Origin of the sequence: Edwardsiella piscicida (assembly GCF_001896205.1) — a bacterium.
GTDB classification, from domain to species: Bacteria; Pseudomonadota; Gammaproteobacteria; order Enterobacterales; family Enterobacteriaceae; genus Edwardsiella; species Edwardsiella piscicida.
The window spans coordinates 2,461,156-2,480,913 of the sequence record NZ_MPNU01000001.1 but is presented as its reverse complement, the minus strand read 5'-3'; the positions used below and the strand labels follow the sequence as shown (position 1 = coordinate 2,480,913).

Genomic DNA, 19,758 nt, shown 5'->3' with positions numbered 1-19,758 from the left:
AATCAGCGCCGAGATACTAGCAAAGCAGTATACGGCAAAAATTGACATGGATCATGTCGAGCGGCGGTGAGGCAGGCAAAAACACCCCAAAAACAGAGGGTTAATAGCAAAACTCATTGAAATAGAAAGGAAAAAAAATTTTTAAATTTTACGCTCTGAGTTGAAAAAATCCGTTGGGACAGTCGAAAAAAAAGCGGAAATATCGTTATAGAGGTAATGCTCTCGTGTATTTATTGCTTTCTTTGTTTTATTTGTGTTGCCAAGGTAAATTTATTGTTGTAATGCGACGGTAATACCGCCACCGCCCGTTGCCGAGCGGTAAACAGCATAAGGCGCACGGCGCGCGCTGTAAACCGGCGTCCACCGCAGCGGTCGCCGGCCGCTGTATATCAGGCTTGCCAGAAACGACGCTTGGCCTGCTGTAGCTTTTCATAGGCCGCCAGCATGGCTCGGTGGGCCGGCAGCGCGCTGAACGCGTCGTCGACCGCCGTCAGCCCATGGAAGCGCAGATCGCCGTTCAGGCTAGCCAGCGCTGTCTCAAGGGTGTTTGCGCCGTACATGCGCTCAAAGGCGTCCATATATTGGTCGGGATCGCGCTGCTCCTCCATCGCCAGCAGCAGCAGGGTGTGCAGGCAGCGGTAAAATGCGGCGCGCTCGGCGCTGAAGACGGAGGCGTTGAACTCTTGGGTCCACTCCGTCCAGGTCAGCGCCTGCTCCAGATCGCCGCCGGCCAGCGCCAGTAGCGCCTTCAGTTCGCCGATGCGCAGGGTATGCCAGGCGCTGCCGCTGTCGCAGACGATGCCCAGCAGCTCTCGTACCCGGGTAAAGTCATCCATCCCCTCGTCATCCAGGCGCGCCAGTAGCTGCAGGTACTCTTCCTCTTCCCATTCGCTGTCCGGCAGCTGCAGCAGGGTGGCGCGCAGACCGGCGCCCATGCTGTTGTTGGCCAGCAGCAGATCCTCCGCCGGATAGATGTCGGACATGCCCGGCGCCAGGATGCGGCAGGCGTCGACGCCCAGATGCCGGTAGTCGGCGATATAGACCTCTTGACCATCGCGGGCGAACAGCGCCATCAGGGTAGCGAACTCCTGCTCGCTGCTGCCGCTGAAGTTCCAGTCGACAAACGGGTAGTCGGCATCTGACTTGAACAGATCCCAGGAGATCGCGCCGCTGGAGTCGATGAAGTGGGTCTCCAGGTTGGTGTGATCGGCGACCTCTTCATCATCGAAGGTCGGCGCGGCGAAGACGTCCAGATCCTTCAGGCTGCGGCCCTGCAGCAGCTCGGTGACGGTACGCTCCAGCGCGACGCCAAAGTTCGGGTGGGCGCCGAAAGAGGCGAAGCAGGTGCCGTTGGCCGGGTTGAACAGCACGACGCAGATCACCGGATAGCGTCCGCCCAGCGAGGCATCATAGGCCAGAATCGGGAAGCCCTCGCGCTCCAAGGAGGCGATGGCCTCGACAACCTGGGGATAGCGCGCCAGCGTCTCCGGCGGGATTGTCGGCAGGCTGATGGCCTCGGCGATGATGCGGTTCTTGACATAGCGCTCGAAGATCTCGGACATCCCCTGCACCCGCGCTTCGCTGGGGGTATTGCCTGCGGCCATCCCGTTGGAGACATACAGATTGCCGATGATATTGACCGGAATATAGACCGTGGCCGCGTCGGACTGGCGGATAAAGGGCAGCGCGCAGATCCCGCGTTCGGCGTTGCCGGACTGCAGATCGATCAGATCGCCGGCGGTCAGATCGCCGTCGGGATCGTAGAAGGCGCGCAGGCCATCGTCCAGCAGCCCGGCGGGCAGACGGTCATCCTCCGGCAGCGGGAACCATTTTTCATCCGGATAGTGCACAAAGTCGCCGTTGGCGATAGCGCGGCCCAAATAGAAGTCGGCAAAGAAGTAGTTGGTGGACAGGCGCTCAAAGTATTCGCCCAGCGCGGAGGCCAGCGCCGCCTTTTTGCTAGCGCCTTTGCCGTTGGTGAAGCACTGCGGGCAGTCGCGATCGCGGATATGTACCGACCAGACGTGCGGAACCGGGTTCAGCCAGCTGGCCTCTTCTATATTAAAGCCCAGCGCCTGCAGCTGTTGCTGAAAACGATCGATCGAATCTTCCAGCGCGGCATCTTTGCCGGGGATAAAGGTCTGTGTCATTTGTGTCACTTTATGCGGAGGTCAAAAGCGCATGATACGTTTTTTTAGCCTATTCCTCCACGTATTCGCTATGTCTGTCTGAGGTCACATTTTTTGTATGGATAAAATAGATAATTCATGCAGTTAACATAAGGAGAATTGGGATGAAGTTAGTCAAGGTTAGCCTGTTGGCACTATTGGTTTCCGGCTTTAGCGGCGCGGCGCTGGCGCTGCCGAGCATCACCGTACTGGCGACGGGCGGTACCATTGCCGGCGGCGGCGATTCCGCCACCAAGTCCAACTACACCGCCGGGAAGGTCGGGGTAGAGGCGCTGGTGGACGCGGTGCCGCAGCTGAAAAACATTGCCAACATCAAGGGTGAGCAGCTGGTGAACATCGGTTCCCAGGACATGAACGATCAGGTTTGGCTGAAGCTGGCGAAGAAAATCAACGCCGAGTGCAGCAAGACCGACGGGTTCGTGATCACCCACGGCACCGACACGATGGAAGAGACGGCCTATTTCCTGGATCTGACCGTGAAGTGCGATAAGCCGGTGGTGCTGGTCGGCGCGATGCGCCCGTCCACGGCGATGAGCGCAGACGGCCCGTTCAATCTGTATAACGCGGTCGTTACCGCCGCCGATCCGGCCTCCGCCAACCGCGGTGTGCTGGTCGCCATGAATGATACGGTGCTGGATGGTCGCGACGTAACCAAGACAAACACTACCGGGGTGGAAACCTTTAAGTCCGTGAACTATGGCCCGCTGGGCTATATTCACAACGGCAAGATCGACTACCAGCGTACGCCGGCGCGTAAGCATACGACCCAAACGCCGTTTGACGTCAGCAAGCTGACCTCGCTGCCGAAAGTCGGCATCGTCTATAACTATGCCAACGCCAGCGCGCTGCCGGTTGAGGCGCTGGTGAAAGACGGTTACCAGGGGATCGTGAGCGCCGGCGTCGGCAATGGCAACATATATAAGACGGTATTCGACGCGCTGGCCAATGCCGCGCACGACGGCGTCGCGGTGGTTCGCTCCTCCCGCGTGCCGACGGGCTCAACCACGCAGGACGCCGAAGTGGACGACGCCAAGTACGGCTTTATCGCATCCGGTACGCTGAATCCGCAGAAGGCCCGTATCCTGCTGCAGCTGGCGCTGACGGAGACCAAAAATCCGCAGCAGATCCAGAAAATCTTCAACACCTACTGATAGCGGACGGGGGCAGACGTCCCCCGTTTCCCGCCGATTACCCGATGGCGCCCTATGGGCGCCATACTGCATCTTTCTGCGCCGGTTCTTCCATTTTGGCTACGCTTATGACAGGGGCGCTGCGTCCTCTTGGGGCCATGGGCGACGGCGGCATGGGCACGGCGGGTGATAACCGTTGCGGCGTCTGTCCAGCGGTGATACAACCAAAGACCTGTCAACCAAACACCTACGGGTGAAATTTAGCGAGAGCGGTGAGTGACATGACTCAGGTTTATAATTTCTGCGCCGGGCCAGCGATGCTGCCGGTAGAGGTACTGCGCCGGGCCGAACAGGAGCTGTGTAACTGGCACGGGCTGGGGACCTCGGTAATGGAGATCAGCCACCGAGGTGAGGCGTTTATGCAGGTGGCCGCCGAGGCCGAGCAGGATCTGCGCGATTTACTCAAGGTACCGGCAGATTACCGTATCCTGTTCTGTCACGGCGGCGCCCGCGGTCAGTTTGCCGCGGTCCCGCTCAACCTACTGGGGTCTGAGCGGACGGCGCGGGCCGACTATGCCGTTGGCGGCTACTGGGCGCAGAGCGCGGCAAAAGAGGCGCAGCGGTACTGCGATCCCCATGCGATCGATATCGCCCACCGCGTGGACGGTAAGCTGGCGATGAAGCCCATGGCGCAGTGGGATCTGCTGGACGATAGTGCCTATCTGCACTATTGCCCGAATGAAACTATCGACGGCGTCACGATCGATGAGGAGCCGGACTTCGGCGATCGGGTGGTGGTGGCCGATATGTCCTCGACCATTCTTTCACGCCCTATCGACGTGAGTCGCTATGGGCTTATCTATGCCGGCGCTCAGAAGAACGTCGGTCCTGCGGGGATCACGCTGGTGATCGTTCGGGAGGATCTGTTGGGGCGCGCGCGTCGGGAGATCCCGTCGATCCTCGACTACCAGGTGCTGGCGGAAAATGACTCCATGTTCAACACGCCGCCGACCTTTGCCTGGTATCTGTCGGGAATGGTCTTCAAGTGGCTTAAAGAGCAGGGGGGGCTGAGCGAAATGGCGCGCCGCAATCAGGCTAAGGCCGATCTGCTGTATCACGCGATCGACGGCTGCGAGTTTTACCGCAACGATGTGGCGCCCGCCAACCGTTCGCGGATGAACGTTCCGTTCCAGATGGTGGACAGCGCGCTGGATCCGCTGTTTTGGGACGAGGCGCAAAAGGCCGGGCTGCATGCGCTGAAGGGGCATAAGGTCGCCGGCGGCATGCGCGCCTCCATCTATAACGCCATGCCGCTGGCCGGCGTGCAGGCGCTGGTGGCGTTTATGGCAGACTTCGCCCGTCGCCACGGCTGATTTTCAGCGCGCGACCTAAGCCCCGTATCCGCGGGGCTTTTTTTATTGGCATCGCCGCCGAGCAGACGCCGATGGCGCGCCGTATAGTGACAGCGCTCAATAAAAACGGTACAAAAATACCCTTAACCCTTCATAGGAAGCGCGGCCATGACGGCGGCGCCGTTTGCCCAGCAGGAGTGATTTAGCATGTCGTCCGCCCTGACGTTACACCCCGTGCGCCGCTTTAGCGGCGAGATTAATCTGCCTGGTTCGAAAAGCGTCTCCAACCGCGCCCTGCTCCTGGCGGCGCAGGCCCGCGGCGTGACGCGGCTGCACAACCTGCTCGACAGCGACGATGTGCGCTACATGCTCGATGCCCTTAAAGCGCTGGGCGTGCGCTATCAGCTGTCGGACTGCCGCACCCGCTGCGAGGTGCAGGGGCTCGGGGGGACGCTGAGCGCCCACGGCGCGCTGACGCTGTTTCTGGGCAACGCCGGCACGGCGATGCGCCCGCTGGCGGCGGCGCTCAGCCTGGGGCAGCGCGATGTGATCCTGACCGGGGAGCCGCGCATGAAGGAGCGCCCGATCGCGCATCTGGTGACGGCCCTGCGTCAGGGCGGCGCGCACGTTGACTATCTGGAGAGCGATGGCTATCCGCCCGTGCGCCTGCGCGGCGGCTTTAACGGCGGCGACATCAGCGTTGACGGTTCGGTCTCCAGCCAGTTTCTGACTGCGCTGCTGATGGCGGCGCCGATGGCGGCAGAGGAGACCCGTATCACCATTCTGGGGGAGCTGGTTTCCAAGCCCTATATCGCTATCACGCTGGCGATGATGCGGACGTTCGGCGTGGAGGTGGAGCATCACGCGTATCGCCATTTCGTGGTGCGCGGGGGCCAGACCTATCAGGCCCCGGGCGACTACCTGGTCGAAGGGGATGCCTCCTCGGCGTCATACTTCTTGGCCGGTGCGGCGATCGCCGGCGGCACTGTCCGGGTGACCGGGATCGGCCGCCACAGCATGCAGGGGGACATTCACTTTGCCGACGCGCTGGAGAAAATGGGGGCCCATATTGAATGGGGCGATGACTATATCGCCTGCACCCGGGATAGCCTGCACGGTATCGATATGGATATGAACGCGATCCCCGATGCGGCGATGACCCTCGCCACTACCGCGCTGTTCGCCACAGGGCCGACGACCCTGCGCAATATTTACAACTGGCGCGTTAAGGAGACCGATCGCCTGGCGGCGATGGCCTGTGAGCTGCAGAAGGTGGGGGCCGTGGTCGAAGAGGGGCCGGACTTTCTGCGCATCGAGCCGCCGGCGCAGCTGCGGGCGGCGCAGATCGCCACCTATAACGACCACCGCATGGCCATGTGCTTTTCGCTGGTGGCGCTTTCGGACACGCCGGTGACCATCTGCGATCCCGGCTGCACCGCGAAAACCTTTCCCGACTACTTTAGCCAGTTTTCCGCCCTGTGCCATCCGCGCTAAGCCGCGTTTGCGTTAGGGGGTAATCTGAAAAGCCGGCGTAGGCGTACGCCGGCTTTTTGCTCTCTGATCGCCTGCGCAGCGGCACAGGCAATCGTTTGGGGGGCGCCCGCGCGGCGTCTTCCGGCGCCCGTTTTTCCAGCAACCGTCTCCTCAAGGGTAACAGTTCGCCCGGTGGCAGCGTATAATGCCGGCGTATTTCATGCCCATCGCTGAGCGTGTTGGGGAATGGCGCGAGTGCGGCGACGTCGCCATTCCCCAACATGTTTTCGCCGATCCGCGGGATCGGAGGTTCCAATTGAGAGGAGACAAGAATGACGGCGATAGTCCCGGTCATTACCGTAGATGGGCCCAGCGGCGCAGGTAAAGGAACGCTGTGCAAGGCGCTGGCACAGGCCCTTGGTTGGCATTTACTCGACTCCGGTGCGATTTACCGCGTGCTGGCGCTGGCGGCGCTGCACCACCAGGTTAATATCGATTCAGAAGAGGCGCTGGTTCCGCTGGCGGCGCACCTGGACGTGCGCTTTGACGCCGCCGAAGGCGATCTGCGGGTGATCCTAGAGGGGGAGGATGTCAGCACGGCGATCCGCACGGAGACCGTCGGCAACACCGCGTCGCGCGCGGCGGCCTTTCCCCGGGTGCGTGAGGCGCTGCTGCGTCGTCAGCGCGCGTTCCGCGAGGCGCCGGGGCTGATCGCCGACGGTCGCGATATGGGAACGGTGGTCTTCCCCGATGCGCCGGTGAAAATATTTCTGGACGCCAGCGCGCAAGAGCGCGCGCGCCGCCGGATGTTGCAGTTGCAGGAAAAGGGCTTTGATGTTAACTTTGAAAGTCTTTTAGCCGAAATTAAAGAGCGCGATTTCCGCGATCGTAACCGGGCCGTGGCACCGTTGGTCCCGGCGGCGGGGGCGCTGCTGCTCGACTCGACGACCCTGTCTATCGAGCAGGTTATCGCGCAGGCCTTGGCCCATGCGCGCCAGACGCTGGCGTAAGCGGGCATTCACGGCGGTGCGGCATGGCCGCAGTCAACGGGGCGGTGCGTCGTTATTTTTACGCGCTGTCTATTGTTGTTATTGATAAATTAGTTCGTTTAGCCGTGAAAAACGTTGTATAATTAGTACCCCTCGCCGCGATGGAATGCAGCCGAGGTATGTTAAACAACCCCGTCTGGCCGGATGCCGGATGGACGTTCAATTAAAGAATCCTGAAGATTATCAACATGACTGAATCTTTTGCTCAACTCTTTGAAGAATCACTGAAAGAAATCGAAACCCGCCCGGGTTCCATCGTTCGTGGCGTTGTTGTTGCTATCGACAAAGACGTAGTCCTGGTTGACGCCGGTCTGAAGTCTGAGTCTGCCATTCCGGCCGAGCAGTTCAAAAACGCTCAGGGCGAACTGGAAATCGCGGTAGGCGACGAAGTTGATGTGGCTCTGGATGCAGTAGAAGACGGCTTCGGTGAAACCCAGCTGTCCCGCGAAAAAGCTAAGCGTCACGAAGCTTGGCTGATGCTGGAAAAAGCTTACGAAGACGCTGCAACTGTTACCGGTGTTATCAACGGTAAAGTGAAGGGTGGCTTCACCGTAGAGCTGAACGGTATCCGCGCGTTCCTGCCGGGCTCCCTGGTAGACGTACGTCCGGTGCGTGACACTCTGCACCTGGAAGGCAAAGAGCTTGAGTTTAAAGTTATCAAGCTGGACCAGAAGCGCAACAACGTTGTAGTTTCTCGTCGTGCTGTCATCGAGTCTGAAAACAGCGCAGAACGCGATCAGCTGCTGGAAAACCTGCAGGAAGGCATGGAAGTTAAAGGTATCGTTAAGAACCTCACTGACTACGGTGCATTCGTTGATCTGGGCGGCGTTGACGGCCTGCTGCACATCACTGACATGGCTTGGAAACGCGTTAAGCATCCGAGCGAAATCGTCAACGTTGGCGATGAAATCACCGTTAAGGTGCTGAAGTTCGACCGCGAGCGTACCCGTGTATCCCTGGGTCTGAAGCAGCTGGGCGAAGATCCGTGGGTCGCTATCGCCAAGCGTTATCCGGAAGGTACCAAACTGACCGGTCGCGTGACCAACCTGACCGACTACGGCTGCTTCGTTGAAATCGAAGAAGGCGTTGAAGGCCTGGTTCACGTATCCGAAATGGATTGGACCAACAAGAACATCCACCCGTCCAAAGTTGTTAACGTTGGTGACGTTGTGGAAGTTATGGTTCTGGATATCGACGAAGAGCGTCGCCGTATCTCCCTGGGCCTGAAGCAGTGCAAAGCCAACCCGTGGCAGCAGTTCGCTGAAACCCACAACAAGGGCGATCGCGTTGAAGGTAAGATCAAGTCAATCACTGACTTCGGTATCTTCATCGGCCTGGAAGGCGGCATCGACGGTCTGGTGCACCTGTCTGACATCTCTTGGAACGTTGCCGGCGAAGAAGCCGTCCGCGAATACAAGAAAGGCGACGAAATCGCAGCCGTCGTTCTGCAGGTTGACGCAGAGCGTGAGCGTATCTCCCTGGGCGTTAAACAGCTGGCGGAAGATCCGTTCAACAACTACATCTCTCTGAACAAGAAAGGTGCAATTGTTACTGGTAAAGTCACCGCTGTTGACGCGAAAGGTGCTACAGTTGAATTAGCTGATGGCGTAGAAGGCTATCTGCGTGCTTCTGAAGCCTCTCGCGACCGCGTTGAAGATGCGACTCTGGTTCTGAACGTAGGCGACGAAGTCGAAGCTAAGTTCACCGGCGTTGATCGCAAAAACCGCGTTGTAAGCCTGTCTGTACGTGCTAAAGACGAAGCGGAAGAGAAAGATGCCATGGCTGCCGTAAACAGCCAGGACGATGCAAACTTCTCCAACAACGCTATGGCTGAAGCATTCAAGGCTGCTAAAGGCGAATAATGATGAGGGCGGCGTAAGCCGCCCTGTAACGGTAGTTAAGCTGCATCGTGCGCTCTCCCGTCATGGGAGACACAGCTTGGAGGATATATGACCAAGTCAGAACTCATTGAAAGACTTGCCAGTCAGCAGCCCCATCTGCCTGCTAAGGCCGTTGAGGATGCGGTAAAAGAGATGCTGGAACATATGGCAGCTACGCTCGCCGATGGTGAACGCATCGAGATCCGTGGTTTTGGCAGTTTTTCACTTCACTACCGTGCTCCCCGCGTCGGCCGTAACCCGAAAACCGGCGAAAAAGTGGAGCTGGAAGGTAAATACGTTCCCCACTTTAAACCGGGTAAAGAGTTACGCGATCGGGCAAACATCTACGCTTGATTGCGGATTGAATTGATTAAAATGGCGCCGAATGGCGCCATTTTTCTTATCAATCGTAGACCCCCTCCGATGGCGGCGGCGATCGTTCATGGGGCCTCCAGCGCGCCCGCGCGCGCTCTCCATTTCTTTACCCCCCAGTCCGTGAGCGGCGTAGATTTTCATTGGCGATGACGCTTTTTGCGCGCCGCTGCGCAGGCGTGTATCTTGCCGGATTACCCCGTCTGCCTTTGCGTGCACACTCCCCGTTTTAACCTGCGGTGGAGGATGGATGGGGCTGCCGACGGCGTTATTTTATCTGGCGTGCGGTATGCTGCCGCTGCTGTGGCTGCCGACGCTGCCGTCGGGGGGCGCATCGGCGCTGCTGCTGGGCGTAGCGCTGCTGTGTCTGCGGCGGCGCGGCGGGGTGAGCCTGCGGATCGGGCTGCTGTGCCTGGGGCTGCTGTGGGGCAGCGAGCGGGGCCATCAGGCGCTGCGGCCGCTCGCCTACGCCGATCGTGCGGTGACCCTTGAAGGGCAGGTGGTGTCGGCGTCGCTGGCGAGCGCCGCGCCGCGTCAGCCGGTTATTCTGCGGGTAACCCGTCTGGCGGGGCGGGCGGTTGCGCCGTTCCGTCTGCTGTTGCACTGGGACAGCCTCCGCTTTCCCTTCGCGGCCGGGCAGCGCTGGCAGGTGGATGCGATGCCGCGGGCGCTGCACGGTACCCTGAACCCGGCGGGCTTCGATCGCCAGCGTCATTATCTGTCTCAGGACGTGGTGCTGAGCGCGACGCCGCGTGGCTATCGTCTGCTGGATCCCCGGCGCACGCTGCGCCAGCGCATCATCGATCTTGCCGTCCGGCGCCTAGCCGACCATTCAGCCCAACCGCTGCTGCTGGCGCTGCTGTTCGGCGAGCGGGGAGGGATAACGGCAGAATCACGCACGCTGCTGCGCCAGAGCGGGACGCTGCACCTGCTGGCGATCTCCGGGCTGCATATTGCCCTGGCCGCCGCGCTGGCTCACGGGCTCTGGCGCGGGGTAGCGCTGCTGTTGCCGCTGCATTGGCAGACGCCGCGCCAGCCTTTGGCGCTGGCGGTGCTGGCCGCCTGGGGCTATGCCTGGCTGGCGGGAGTACCGCCGCCGACGCTGCGCGCTGCGCTGATGGTGACGCTGTATGCCCTGTGGCGCTGGCGCGGACGCCAGTCTACGCTGCGCGATGTGCTCACGCTGACCCTGTCGCTGGGGCTGCTAACTGAGCCGCTGCTGCTGCTGTCGTCGGGCTTTTGGCTGTCGGTGAGCGCGGTGGCGTCGCTGCTGTTCTGGTCCGCCTGGCAGCCGTTAAGCGATCGACTGCGCCGCCCCGGCTGTGCGCCGCTGCGATTACTGCACCTGCAGCTGGGGCTACTGCTGCTGCTGTCACCGCTGCAGCTGGCGCTGTTCCACGGCATCAGCTGGACCGCGCCGCTGGCCAATCTGGCGGCGGTACCGCTGGTCTCGCTGGGCGTCATGCCCTTGGCGCTGGCGGGGCTGTTACTGACGCTGGTCGGTTTACCGTGGGCGGGAGAGGGGGCGTGGGGCGTGGCGCTGTGGCTACTGGAGGCGCTGCTGGCGCTGCTGCGCCGCTTGCCCGATGGCTGGCTGACGCCGAGCTCGCTCGCCTTGGTTTATAGCGCGCTGGCGCTAGCGCTGGCTCTGCTGTGGTCGATTCGCCAAGGGGGGCGCGATCTGTGGCTGTGCCTGCTGTGCGGGCTGCTGGCCGCCGGAGGGGCGCTGCGCGGACGCAGCGGTGGCGAGGGGTGGCGGGTCGAGATGATGGATGTCGGCCACGGGCAGGCCATCGCGATCAGCCGGCGCGGACAGGCGCTGCTGTATGACAGCGGGGGACGCTGGCCGGGTGGCGACGCGGCGCAGCAGATCGTGCTGCCATACCTTCGTTGGCAGGGGCTCCGGCTGAGCGGGATCATCATCAGCCATGCCGACAGCGATCATGCGGGAGGGCGGCGAACGCTGACCCAGGCCTATCCTCTGGTCTGGCTCGCCTCGCCGGCGCCGAACGATCTCCCGTGCCGGCGCGGTCTGCATACCTATTGGCAGGGGCTACGGATCGACTTTCTCTGGCCGCCTCGGGCGGTGGCTCGCCCGCGTAACAACGACTCGTGCGTCGTGCGTATCAGCGGGCCGGGGGGCGCGCTGCTGCTGACGGGGGACATTGAGGCTGACAGCGAGCGGGCGCTGTTGGCGACGGGGACGGACCTGCGCGCCGCGGTGATGCAGGTTCCCCATCACGGCAGCCGCAGCTCCTCCAGCGAGGAGCTGCTGCAGGCGGTGCAGCCGGCCTTGGCGCTGTCGTCGGCCGCCCGTTACTCTCCCTGGCGCTTTCCCGCACCGTCGGTGCGCCAGCGCTACGAGCAGCGGGGGATCGCCTGGCGGGATACCGCTCACGAGGGGATGATTCGGGTGGATTTTTCTGCCGCCGGCTGGCGGGTCAGCGCCCAACGGCAGCAAATAGATCCGCATTGGTATCATGCTTGGTTTGGCGTTGACGGCCATAACGGGTAAAATAATCCGCTGTTTCATTCCTAACTGGTTCATTAAATGCTGAATGATAAAGATCTCTCGACCTGGCAGACGTTTCGTCGGCTGTGGCCGATGATCGCTCCCTTTAAAGCGGGGCTCATCGTGGCGTCGGTGGCGTTGGTGATCAACGCGGCCAGCGATGCCTACATGCTGTCGTTGCTTAAGCCGCTGCTGGACGACGGGTTTGGTAAGGCGGGGTCCGACATCCTTAAGTGGATGCCTTTTGCCGTTATCGGGCTGATGGTGCTGCGCGGCCTGTCCGGCTTTGTCTCCTCGTACTGCGTGTCCTGGGTGTCCGGCAAGGTGGTGATGAATATGCGCCGCGGCCTGTTTTCCCACATGATGGGCATGCCGGTCTCGTTCTTCGACCAACAGTCGACCGGGACGCTGCTGTCGCGCATCACCTATGACTCCGAGCAGGTGGCCTCCTCCTCCTCCGGCGCGCTGATCACCGTGGTGCGCGAAGGGGCTTCGATTATCGCGCTGTTCTGCCTGATGTTTTACTACAGCTGGCAGCTGTCGGTGATCCTGATCGTTTTGGCGCCGATCGTGTCGTTCGCGATCCGCTATGTCTCCAAGCGCTTTCGCAACATCAGTAAGAATATGCAGAGCTCCATGGGGCAGGTGACCGCCAGCGCGGAGCAGATGCTGAAGGGGCACAAAGAGGTGCTGATCTTCGGCGGGCAGAAGGTCGAGAGCGAGCGCTTCAACCAGGTGAGCAATCACATGCGTCAGCAGAGCATGAAGATGGTGACGGCGTCGTCGATCTCTGACCCGATCATCCAGCTTATCGCCTCGTTTTCGCTGGCCTTCGTCCTCTACGCCGCCAGTTTTCCGAGCGTGATGGATACGCTGACCGCCGGGACCATTACCGTGGTGTTCTCTTCCATGATCGCCCTGATGCGTCCGCTGAAGTCGCTGACCAACGTCAACTCGCAGTTCCAGCGCGGTATGGCGGCCTGTCAGACCCTGTTCGCCATTCTGGATTTGGAGCAGGAGAAAGACGAAGGCAAGCGCGTGCTGACGGCAGATCACGCCAAAGGGGATATCCATTTCAAGCAGGTGACCTTTACCTATCAGGGCAAAGAGGTGCCGGCGCTGCGCGATATCAGCCTGACCATTCCGGCCAGCAAGACGGTGGCGCTGGTGGGCCGCTCCGGCTCCGGGAAGTCGACCATCGCGCATTTGCTGACGCGCTTCTATGACATTCAGCAGGGGACGATCCTGATCGATGGACACGATCTGCGTGAATATACCCTGAGCTCGCTGCGCGATCAGGTGGCGCTGGTTTCACAGAGCGTGCACCTGTTTAACGATACCATCGCCAACAACATCGCCTATGCGCGTGATAATACCTACACCCGTGAGGAGATCGAGCACGCGGCGCGTTTGGCCTATGCGATGGACTTTATCGATAAAATGCCGCAGGGGTTGGATACCATCATCGGGGAGAACGGCGTGATGCTCTCCGGCGGTCAGCGCCAGCGTATCGCGATTGCCCGAGCGCTGCTGCGCGACTGCCCGATCCTGATCCTCGATGAGGCGACCTCGGCGCTGGATACTGAGTCCGAGCGCGCGATTCAGGCGGCGCTGGATGAGCTGCAGAAAAACCGGACCTCGCTGGTGATCGCCCATCGCCTCTCGACCATCGAGAGCGCCGACGAGATCCTGGTTGTGGAGGACGGCTGTATTGTGGAGCGCGGCAACCACCGCACGCTGCTGGACAGCGACGGCGTTTATGCCCAGCTCTACCGGATGCAGTTCGGCCAATGATCGCGCGGATCTGGTCTGGGCGATCGCCGCTGTATCTGCTGCTGCTGCCGCTCTCCTGGCTGTATGGCCTGGTGGCGCTGCTGCGCCGTGAGGCCTACCGCCGCGGTTGGCTGCGGGTCTGGCGGGCGCCGCTGCCGCTGGTGGTGGTGGGGAACCTAACCGCCGGGGGCAATGGCAAGACGCCGCTGGTGATCTGGCTAGTTGAGCAGCTGCAGCAGCGTGGCTACCGGGTCGGGGTGGTCTCGCGCGGCTACGGTGGCCGGGCCGCGCACTATCCGCTGGTGCTGGGGCCGGATACCCGCAGCGCGGAGTGCGGCGATGAGCCGCTGCTGATAGCCCAGCGCACCGGTGCCCGGGTGGCGGTGGCGCCGCAGCGCAGCGCGGCGGTGCAGGCGCTGCTGGCCCAGGGGCCGCTGGACGTGGTGATCACCGACGATGGCCTGCAGCACTATGCGCTGGCGCGCGATATGGAGCTGGTGGTGGTCGACGGGGAGCGCCGCTTTGGCAACGGCTGGTGGCTGCCGGCCGGGCCGATGCGCGAGCGGGCCGCTCGGCTGCGCAGCGTCGATGCGGTGATCGTCAACGGCGGCACGCCCCGATCCGGCGAGATCCCGATGTCGTTGGCTGGCCATACGCTGGTCAACCTGCGCAGCGGGGAGCGGCGTGCGGCGGCGCAGTTTGTGACGCCGGTTGTCGCCATGGCCGGGATTGGCCATCCGCCGCGCTTTTTTCATACCCTGACACAGCTGGGGATCCCGCTGCAGGCGAGCCATGCCTTTGCCGATCACCAGGCGTATCAGGCGCAGGCGCTGACGGCGCTGACGCCGCAGGCGCAGCCGCTGCTGATGACCGAAAAAGACGCGGTGAAATGTCGCGCCTTTGCCCAAGACAACTGGTGGTATCTGCCGGTCAGCGCGACGCTGCCCGCGGAGGCCGGCGAGCGTCTGCTGGCGCGTATCACCGCGCTGATTGCGGCGCGGCCGCGCGGTTAGGGCCGTCCGCGGCGGCGGCAGGGCGCCGTCGCGCCGGTCGTTTAGGCGGTAAATATTTTAAAAGGGAAATTTTAAGGCAAAAAACGACTTGCTCAATCGCGGCGTTTATGCGTAAATGGTCTCGGCCTGTAAAACAGACCCGATTTATGTACGACATGAGAATAAAGCTGTTACTCTTTTAAGACGTTATCCTTGGTGATTCCGCTTGTTCGAGAACCCTCTTCTTAGTGCCACCCATAAGTTAGTTTCTGCATTCGGCCTAACCCCCCGATGGGGCAATTTCAGTTAAAATTTAAGGTAATTCAAATGTCTAAGAAGACTGGTCAGGTAAAGTGGTTCAACGAAAGCAAAGGCTTCGGCTTTATCGAGCAGCATGACGGCGGTAAAGATGTCTTCGTACATTTTTCTGCCATCACCGGTGACGGTTTCAAAACGTTGGCTGAAGGCCAGCGTGTAGAGTACACCATTCAGGACAGCCCGCGCGGGCCGGCTGCCGCCAACGTTGTTGCGCTGTAATTACATCGCATAACGTGTGACAATGCACTTATCGTTAGCGCGGCGATGCGTTCGCCCGTGACGTGCATTGTCTCTCGAGAAAGCCCGCCTCTTACGGCGGGCTTTTTGTATCTGTAATTCACCAAGGCTCATGAGGTTGATAACGATAACTTGACAGAGCATGACCACCCTAAGGGCGTATGTCCGCGCGGGTGTACTGATAAGAAGGATAAGTAAAATGACATTAAAAATGGGTTTCGTGAAGTGGTATGACCCGAGTGCGGGTCTGGGCGTAATCTCTCCTCTGGACGGCGGTGACGATCTGTACGTCAACCGGACCGGTATCGCCAGCGCGCGCAATAAGCTGCTGCGCGAAGGGCAGCGGGTCGAGTTTTCGACGCCGCGCGGTCGCCGCAGTCAGATGGCGGAAGATGTGATCGCCTACTGATGTACCGTGCAGCCAGCGTTTTCCCTACACACGTCTCCACGCTGGCTGCTGATAGCGCCTTTCCCCCTCGCTCCCCCGCGTATTGATTCACCTGATTTTCGTCAACAACTTCATGTTTTCAGATTTTGCGATAGCGCAGCATCCTGATTTGCATCATAGTGAATCACGCCGTAGCGCGCTGACGTTCACTGGGCTGCATTCTGCGCCCCCTGGGCTGCGCCAGCGGATGATTAATTCCCCCGAAGGGGGTATGCTAGCGCTACTTTTGGATAGCAAAATCAGTAGGACCCTTTACGCATGGATCACCGTTTACTCGAGATAGTTGCCTGCCCGGTATGTAACGGAAAGCTCTCTTTTAACCAAGAGCATCAGGAGCTCGTCTGTAAAATTGACCGTTTGGCCTTTCCGCTGCGCGACGGCATCCCCGTGATGCTGGAAAACGAGGCCCGACCCCTGCCGCTGGAAGAGAATTGATGAGTTTTATTGCTATTATCCCATCCCGATATGCATCGACCCGCCTGCCGGGGAAGCCGCTGGCGGATATCGCCGGTAAACCTATGGTGGTACATGTGATGGCCCAGGCTCAGGCCTCTGGCGCTGAGCGGGTCATTGTGGCGACCGATCACCCGGATGTGCAGCGCGCCGTGCTGCAGGCGGGGGGCGAGGTGTGTATGACGCGCGCCGACCACCATTCGGGGACCGAGCGCCTGGCCGAGGTGGTTGAACGCTGTGGCTTTGCCGATGACGACATCATCGTCAACGTACAGGGCGATGAGCCGCTGATCCCGCCGCAGATTATCCGTCAGGTGGCGGAGAACCTGGCGCGCTGTGACGCCGGTATGGCGACGCTGGCGGTGCCGATCCACGACGCCGCTGAAGCCTTTAACCCCAACGCGGTGAAGGTGGTGCGCGACAGCCAAGGCTATGCGCTCTATTTCTCGCGCGCCACGATTCCCTGGGATCGCGATCGCTTTGCCGTCTCGCAGAGTCAGATCGGGCAGACGTTTCTGCGCCACATCGGCATTTATGCCTATCGCGCCGGTTTTATTCGCCGCTATGTGACGTGGGTGCCCAGTCAGCTTGAGCAGATTGAGATGCTGGAGCAGCTGCGGGTGCTGTGGTACGGCGAGAAGATCCACGTAGACGTCGCGCTGCAGGCGCCGGGCACTGGGGTAGACACCCCTGAGGATCTGGCCTGCGTTCGGGCGATCCTGGCATCGCAGGGGCAGGAGTGACTGCGCCTGCGGTGATGCGAGTTAACGTAAAAGCGTGCGATTGCACGCTTTTTTGATCTTAGCGCGTGTGGCGGCGCGCATTCTCGCCCATGATAAAGTATCCGGTGACGAAAAGGGTATGACGGATGGAGCAACTGAAAGCGGAGTTAAGCGCCGCGCTGGGGGAACCCGTGGGGCGGATGGTGCAAATCAGCGAGCAACCCTATGCTCGCCTGTATGCGCTCTATACGCGCCAGGGTACGGCGATCCCGCTGGTGGCGAAAAGCTATCTGTGCGGCGGCGTGGCGCAGCAGGAGGCCTATAAGCTCTCGATGCTGGCCCGTCAGGGGACCGTCCGCCTGCCCGCCGTATTCGGCGTACTGATGACGCAGCAGAGCCCGTTTCAGGAGGTGCTGCTGATGGAGCGCCTCTCCGGGGTGGCCGCCGAGGCGCCCGCCCGCACCCCGGCGCGCTGGGAAAGCCTGAAAGAGCAGATCGTTGAGGGGCTGCTGAGCTGGCATCGTATCGATAGCCACGGCTGCGTGGGTAACGTCGATAGCGTGCAGGAGAATGGCTGGGCCGAGTGGTATCAGCAGCGGGTGACGGTGATCGGATCGCTGCTGGACGCGGCGCATATGGGGCCGCTAGCGATGCCCGTGCGACGGGCGCTGGTGCGCAGCCAGGCGCAGCTAACGACGCTGTTCGCGGATTTTGATGATGGCGCGGTGCTGGTGCACGGCAACCTGACGCTGCGCAGCGTGCTGAAAGAGAGCCGTAGCGATCAGCTGCTGGCGATGCTGAATCCCGGCATGATCCTGTGGGCTCCGCGGGAGTACGATCTGTTTCGCCTGTGCGAGGACGATATGTCGGCCGATCTGCTGGGCAGCTACCTGCGCAAGGCGCCGGTCAGCGAGGCGTTTATGGCGCGCCGCTGGCTGTATATGCTGTGGGAGGCGGCCAACCGCTATCTGCACACGGGGGTTCAAGAGCAGGCGGTGCTCGCCCGGGCGGCGCAGCAGCTGCTGCCGTGGCTGGGATAGCGCTCTCTGGGTTCCTCGGCGCAGGGTCGCCGCGCCGTCAATCACTTTGAGGCTCTTTCGCATCGAAAATGATACGTCGCCTACCACTTTGATAGTGCGACGCAAACGTTTAACCGCCATCTCGTCATGCCGCGCCGCCGCTGTCGGCGATAAGTGTGACGCCTTCCTCAATTCTCATTTCATTTTACTCTGAATGCCGTTTTAGACGGCAAATGCGCATGCTCTGTGCATGGTGATAACGCCAGCGTCCGGCGAGAGCGGGATGCGGCAGATGCCATGATATAGGTGTCTTCCATCACTGCGCGCGGCGCCGTGCGCAGTGATGGAGCGCGCCTGAGCTAGGGGAAGCGAATGCCTCTCGAATCGTAGCCGACGGCGGACGCCGCCGCGCCGTAAGGAGTGATGAGTCCATGAGCGTCATGAAGAATCCGCCAGCGGAAAGTGCTGCGCAGCCTGTCGATGAAGTTGAGCGTAAGCTGCCTATCGTGCAGCTGTTTACCCTAGGATTGCAGCATGTGCTGGTGATGTATGCCGGTGCCGTGGCGGTGCCGTTGGTGATCGGCGGCAGCCTCGGCCTGCCCAAAGATCAAATCGCCTTTCTGATCAGCTCCGATCTGTTCTGCTGCGGCGTAGTGACCCTGCTGCAGTGCCTGGGGATCGGTCGCTTTGCCGGTATCCGCCTGCCGGTGATCATGTCGGTTACCTTCGCCGCCGTCACGCCGCTGCTGGCGATTGGCGCGGATCCCACCATCGGCCTGACCGGGATCTTTGGCGCGACCATCGCCTCGGGGATTCTGGCGACCCTGATGGTCCCGCTGGTCGGGCGCCTGATGCCGCTGTTTCCCAACGTGGTGACCGGGGTCGTGATCACCTCCATCGGCATCAGCATTATGCAGGTGGGGATCGACTGGGCGGCGGGGGGCAAGGGGAATCCGGACTACGGCAGCCCGCTGTATCTGGGGACCTCGCTGCTGGTGCTGGTGTTTATCCTGCTGGTGACCCGCTATGCCAAGGGCTTTCTCGGCAATATTTCGGTGCTGCTGGGCATCGTCTTCGGTTTCCTGGTGGCGCTGTGGCTGGGGGAGGTCAGCTTTGACGGGCTGAGCGACGCCGCCTGGTTCGCGCCGATCCACCCCTTTGCCTTTGGCTGGCCCACCTTCGAGCCGGTCTCCATCGTGACGTTGACGGTGGTGATGTTGATTACCTTTATCGAATCGATGGGGATGTTTCTGGCGCTGGGCGACATCGTTGGCCGCCCGGCCAAGCAGCACGATATCGTGCGCGGCCTGCGGGTGGATGGCATCGGCACCATTATCGGCGGCATGTTTAACAGTTTTCCGCACACCTCCTTTTCGCAGAACGTCGGTCTGGTGAGCGTGACCGGGGTCGCCAGCCGCTGGGTCTGCGTGATGTCCGGCGTCATCCTGCTGCTGTTCGGGCTGATCCCCAAGATGTCGGTGATCGTGGCCTCGGTGCCGCAGTTTGTGCTGGGTGGCGCCGGGATCGTGATGTTTGGCATGGTCCTGGCCACCGGGATCCGTATTCTGGCGCGTACGGACTTCAGCCATAACCGGTTTAATCTGTATATCGTCGCCATTAGCCTGGGGGTCGGGATGATCCCGACGGTATCGAGTCACTTCTTTAGCCAGCTGCCACCCGTCCTGCAGCCGCTGCTGCACAGTGGAATCCTGCTGGCCAGCGTTAGCGCCGTCGCTCTGAATCTGTTCTTTAACGGCTATCAGCGCGATGAGCGCGTCGTCAAAATGCGCGCCGAGCGGCGGGCGGCCCGCCAGGCCGACTCATCACAGGCCTCTTAGG

Annotated in this window: 16 protein-coding genes; 15 read left to right on the top strand and 1 reads right to left on the bottom strand. The window is 61.2% G+C overall.

The window, feature by feature from the left end; translation table 11 throughout:
* Window positions 1-389: 389 nt before the first annotated feature.
* Window positions 390-2,150 (bottom strand): 30S ribosomal protein S12 methylthiotransferase accessory factor YcaO, encoded by a 1,761-nt coding sequence (gene ycaO, locus BRD58_RS11385; RefSeq protein WP_034168054.1) that lies wholly within the window; start codon window positions 2,148-2,150, stop codon window positions 390-392.
* A gap of 143 nt (window positions 2,151-2,293) precedes the next feature.
* Between ycaO and ansB the strand changes: the two genes are divergently transcribed.
* From ansB to BRD58_RS11310, 15 genes are all read left to right on the top strand, one after another.
* A complete protein-coding gene (gene ansB, locus BRD58_RS11380; protein ID WP_073382991.1) occupies window positions 2,294-3,340 on the top strand; it encodes an L-asparaginase 2 in 1,047 nt (348 codons plus the stop codon).
* Between the two features lie 260 nt (window positions 3,341-3,600).
* Window positions 3,601-4,692 carry a 3-phosphoserine/phosphohydroxythreonine transaminase gene (serC, locus tag BRD58_RS11375; protein ID WP_012849010.1) on the top strand — a complete coding sequence of 364 codons (1,092 nt, stop codon included), beginning with the start codon at window positions 3,601-3,603 and terminating at the stop codon, window positions 4,690-4,692.
* A gap of 186 nt (window positions 4,693-4,878) precedes the next feature.
* The gene (gene aroA / locus BRD58_RS11370; RefSeq protein WP_015461814.1) at window positions 4,879-6,165 is read left to right on the top strand and encodes a 3-phosphoshikimate 1-carboxyvinyltransferase; all 1,287 of its coding nucleotides are present in this window, start codon (window positions 4,879-4,881) and stop codon (window positions 6,163-6,165) included.
* A 311-nt stretch (window positions 6,166-6,476) separates the two neighbouring features.
* The gene (gene cmk / locus BRD58_RS11365; protein ID WP_012849008.1) at window positions 6,477-7,154 is read left to right on the top strand and encodes a (d)CMP kinase; all 678 of its coding nucleotides are present in this window, start codon (window positions 6,477-6,479) and stop codon (window positions 7,152-7,154) included.
* A gap of 227 nt (window positions 7,155-7,381) precedes the next feature.
* Complete coding sequence (gene rpsA, locus BRD58_RS11360; RefSeq protein ID WP_012849007.1) at window positions 7,382-9,055, top strand: 30S ribosomal protein S1; 1,674 nt, start codon at window positions 7,382-7,384, stop codon at window positions 9,053-9,055.
* Between the two features lie 87 nt (window positions 9,056-9,142).
* Window positions 9,143-9,427 (top strand): integration host factor subunit beta, encoded by a 285-nt coding sequence (gene ihfB / locus BRD58_RS11355; protein ID WP_012849006.1) that lies wholly within the window; start codon window positions 9,143-9,145, stop codon window positions 9,425-9,427.
* Window positions 9,428-9,695: 268 nt separating this feature from the next.
* The gene (locus BRD58_RS11350) at window positions 9,696-11,960 is read left to right on the top strand and encodes a DNA internalization-related competence protein ComEC/Rec2 (protein WP_069578828.1); all 2,265 of its coding nucleotides are present in this window, start codon (window positions 9,696-9,698) and stop codon (window positions 11,958-11,960) included.
* Between the two features lie 36 nt (window positions 11,961-11,996).
* Entirely contained in the window at window positions 11,997-13,751 is a 1,755-nt protein-coding gene (gene msbA / locus BRD58_RS11345) for a lipid A ABC transporter ATP-binding protein/permease MsbA (protein ID WP_012849004.1), read from the top strand.
* The gene (gene lpxK, locus BRD58_RS11340) at window positions 13,748-14,743 is read left to right on the top strand and encodes a tetraacyldisaccharide 4'-kinase (protein WP_034168052.1); all 996 of its coding nucleotides are present in this window, start codon (window positions 13,748-13,750) and stop codon (window positions 14,741-14,743) included. The genes msbA and lpxK overlap by 4 nt, the downstream gene beginning before the upstream one ends.
* Before the next feature lie 306 nt (window positions 14,744-15,049).
* Window positions 15,050-15,259, top strand: coding sequence for a transcription antiterminator/RNA stability regulator CspE (cspE, locus tag BRD58_RS11335; RefSeq protein ID WP_005296986.1), 210 nt, complete (start codon window positions 15,050-15,052; stop codon window positions 15,257-15,259).
* A 217-nt stretch (window positions 15,260-15,476) separates the two neighbouring features.
* Window positions 15,477-15,686: a cold-shock protein gene (locus BRD58_RS11330; protein WP_012849002.1), complete on the top strand. Its 210-nt coding sequence runs from the start codon at window positions 15,477-15,479 to the stop codon at window positions 15,684-15,686.
* A gap of 297 nt (window positions 15,687-15,983) precedes the next feature.
* Complete coding sequence (locus tag BRD58_RS11325; RefSeq protein WP_012849001.1) at window positions 15,984-16,160, top strand: Trm112 family protein; 177 nt, start codon at window positions 15,984-15,986, stop codon at window positions 16,158-16,160.
* A complete protein-coding gene (kdsB, locus tag BRD58_RS11320; protein WP_069578826.1) occupies window positions 16,160-16,921 on the top strand; it encodes a 3-deoxy-manno-octulosonate cytidylyltransferase in 762 nt (253 codons plus the stop codon). The genes BRD58_RS11325 and kdsB overlap by 1 nt, the downstream gene beginning before the upstream one ends.
* A gap of 125 nt (window positions 16,922-17,046) precedes the next feature.
* Entirely contained in the window at window positions 17,047-17,940 is an 894-nt protein-coding gene (locus BRD58_RS11315; protein WP_015461811.1) for a YcbJ family phosphotransferase, read from the top strand.
* A gap of 410 nt (window positions 17,941-18,350) precedes the next feature.
* A complete protein-coding gene (locus tag BRD58_RS11310) occupies window positions 18,351-19,757 on the top strand; it encodes a nucleobase:cation symporter-2 family protein (protein WP_012848998.1) in 1,407 nt (468 codons plus the stop codon).
* Window position 19,758 lies beyond the last annotated feature (1 nt).

Coding starts and splice junctions, on each gene's coding strand:
- msbA (WP_012849004.1), top strand. CDS start 11,997: ATGCTGAATGATAAAGATCTCTCGACCTGGCAGACGTTTCGTCGGCTG.
- ansB (WP_073382991.1), top strand. CDS start 2,294: ATGAAGTTAGTCAAGGTTAGCCTGTTGGCACTATTGGTTTCCGGCTTT.
- serC (WP_012849010.1), top strand. CDS start 3,601: ATGACTCAGGTTTATAATTTCTGCGCCGGGCCAGCGATGCTGCCGGTA.
- kdsB (WP_069578826.1), top strand. CDS start 16,160: ATGAGTTTTATTGCTATTATCCCATCCCGATATGCATCGACCCGCCTG.
- cspE (WP_005296986.1), top strand. CDS start 15,050: ATGTCTAAGAAGACTGGTCAGGTAAAGTGGTTCAACGAAAGCAAAGGC.
- BRD58_RS11325 (WP_012849001.1), top strand. CDS start 15,984: ATGGATCACCGTTTACTCGAGATAGTTGCCTGCCCGGTATGTAACGGA.
- BRD58_RS11350 (WP_069578828.1), top strand. CDS start 9,696: ATGGGGCTGCCGACGGCGTTATTTTATCTGGCGTGCGGTATGCTGCCG.
- BRD58_RS11330 (WP_012849002.1), top strand. CDS start 15,477: ATGACATTAAAAATGGGTTTCGTGAAGTGGTATGACCCGAGTGCGGGT.
- ycaO (WP_034168054.1), bottom strand. CDS start 2,150: ATGACACAGACCTTTATCCCCGGCAAAGATGCCGCGCTGGAAGATTCG.
- lpxK (WP_034168052.1), top strand. CDS start 13,748: ATGATCGCGCGGATCTGGTCTGGGCGATCGCCGCTGTATCTGCTGCTG.
- rpsA (WP_012849007.1), top strand. CDS start 7,382: ATGACTGAATCTTTTGCTCAACTCTTTGAAGAATCACTGAAAGAAATC.
- BRD58_RS11310 (WP_012848998.1), top strand. CDS start 18,351: ATGAGCGTCATGAAGAATCCGCCAGCGGAAAGTGCTGCGCAGCCTGTC.
- aroA (WP_015461814.1), top strand. CDS start 4,879: ATGTCGTCCGCCCTGACGTTACACCCCGTGCGCCGCTTTAGCGGCGAG.
- BRD58_RS11315 (WP_015461811.1), top strand. CDS start 17,047: ATGGAGCAACTGAAAGCGGAGTTAAGCGCCGCGCTGGGGGAACCCGTG.
- cmk (WP_012849008.1), top strand. CDS start 6,477: ATGACGGCGATAGTCCCGGTCATTACCGTAGATGGGCCCAGCGGCGCA.
- ihfB (WP_012849006.1), top strand. CDS start 9,143: ATGACCAAGTCAGAACTCATTGAAAGACTTGCCAGTCAGCAGCCCCAT.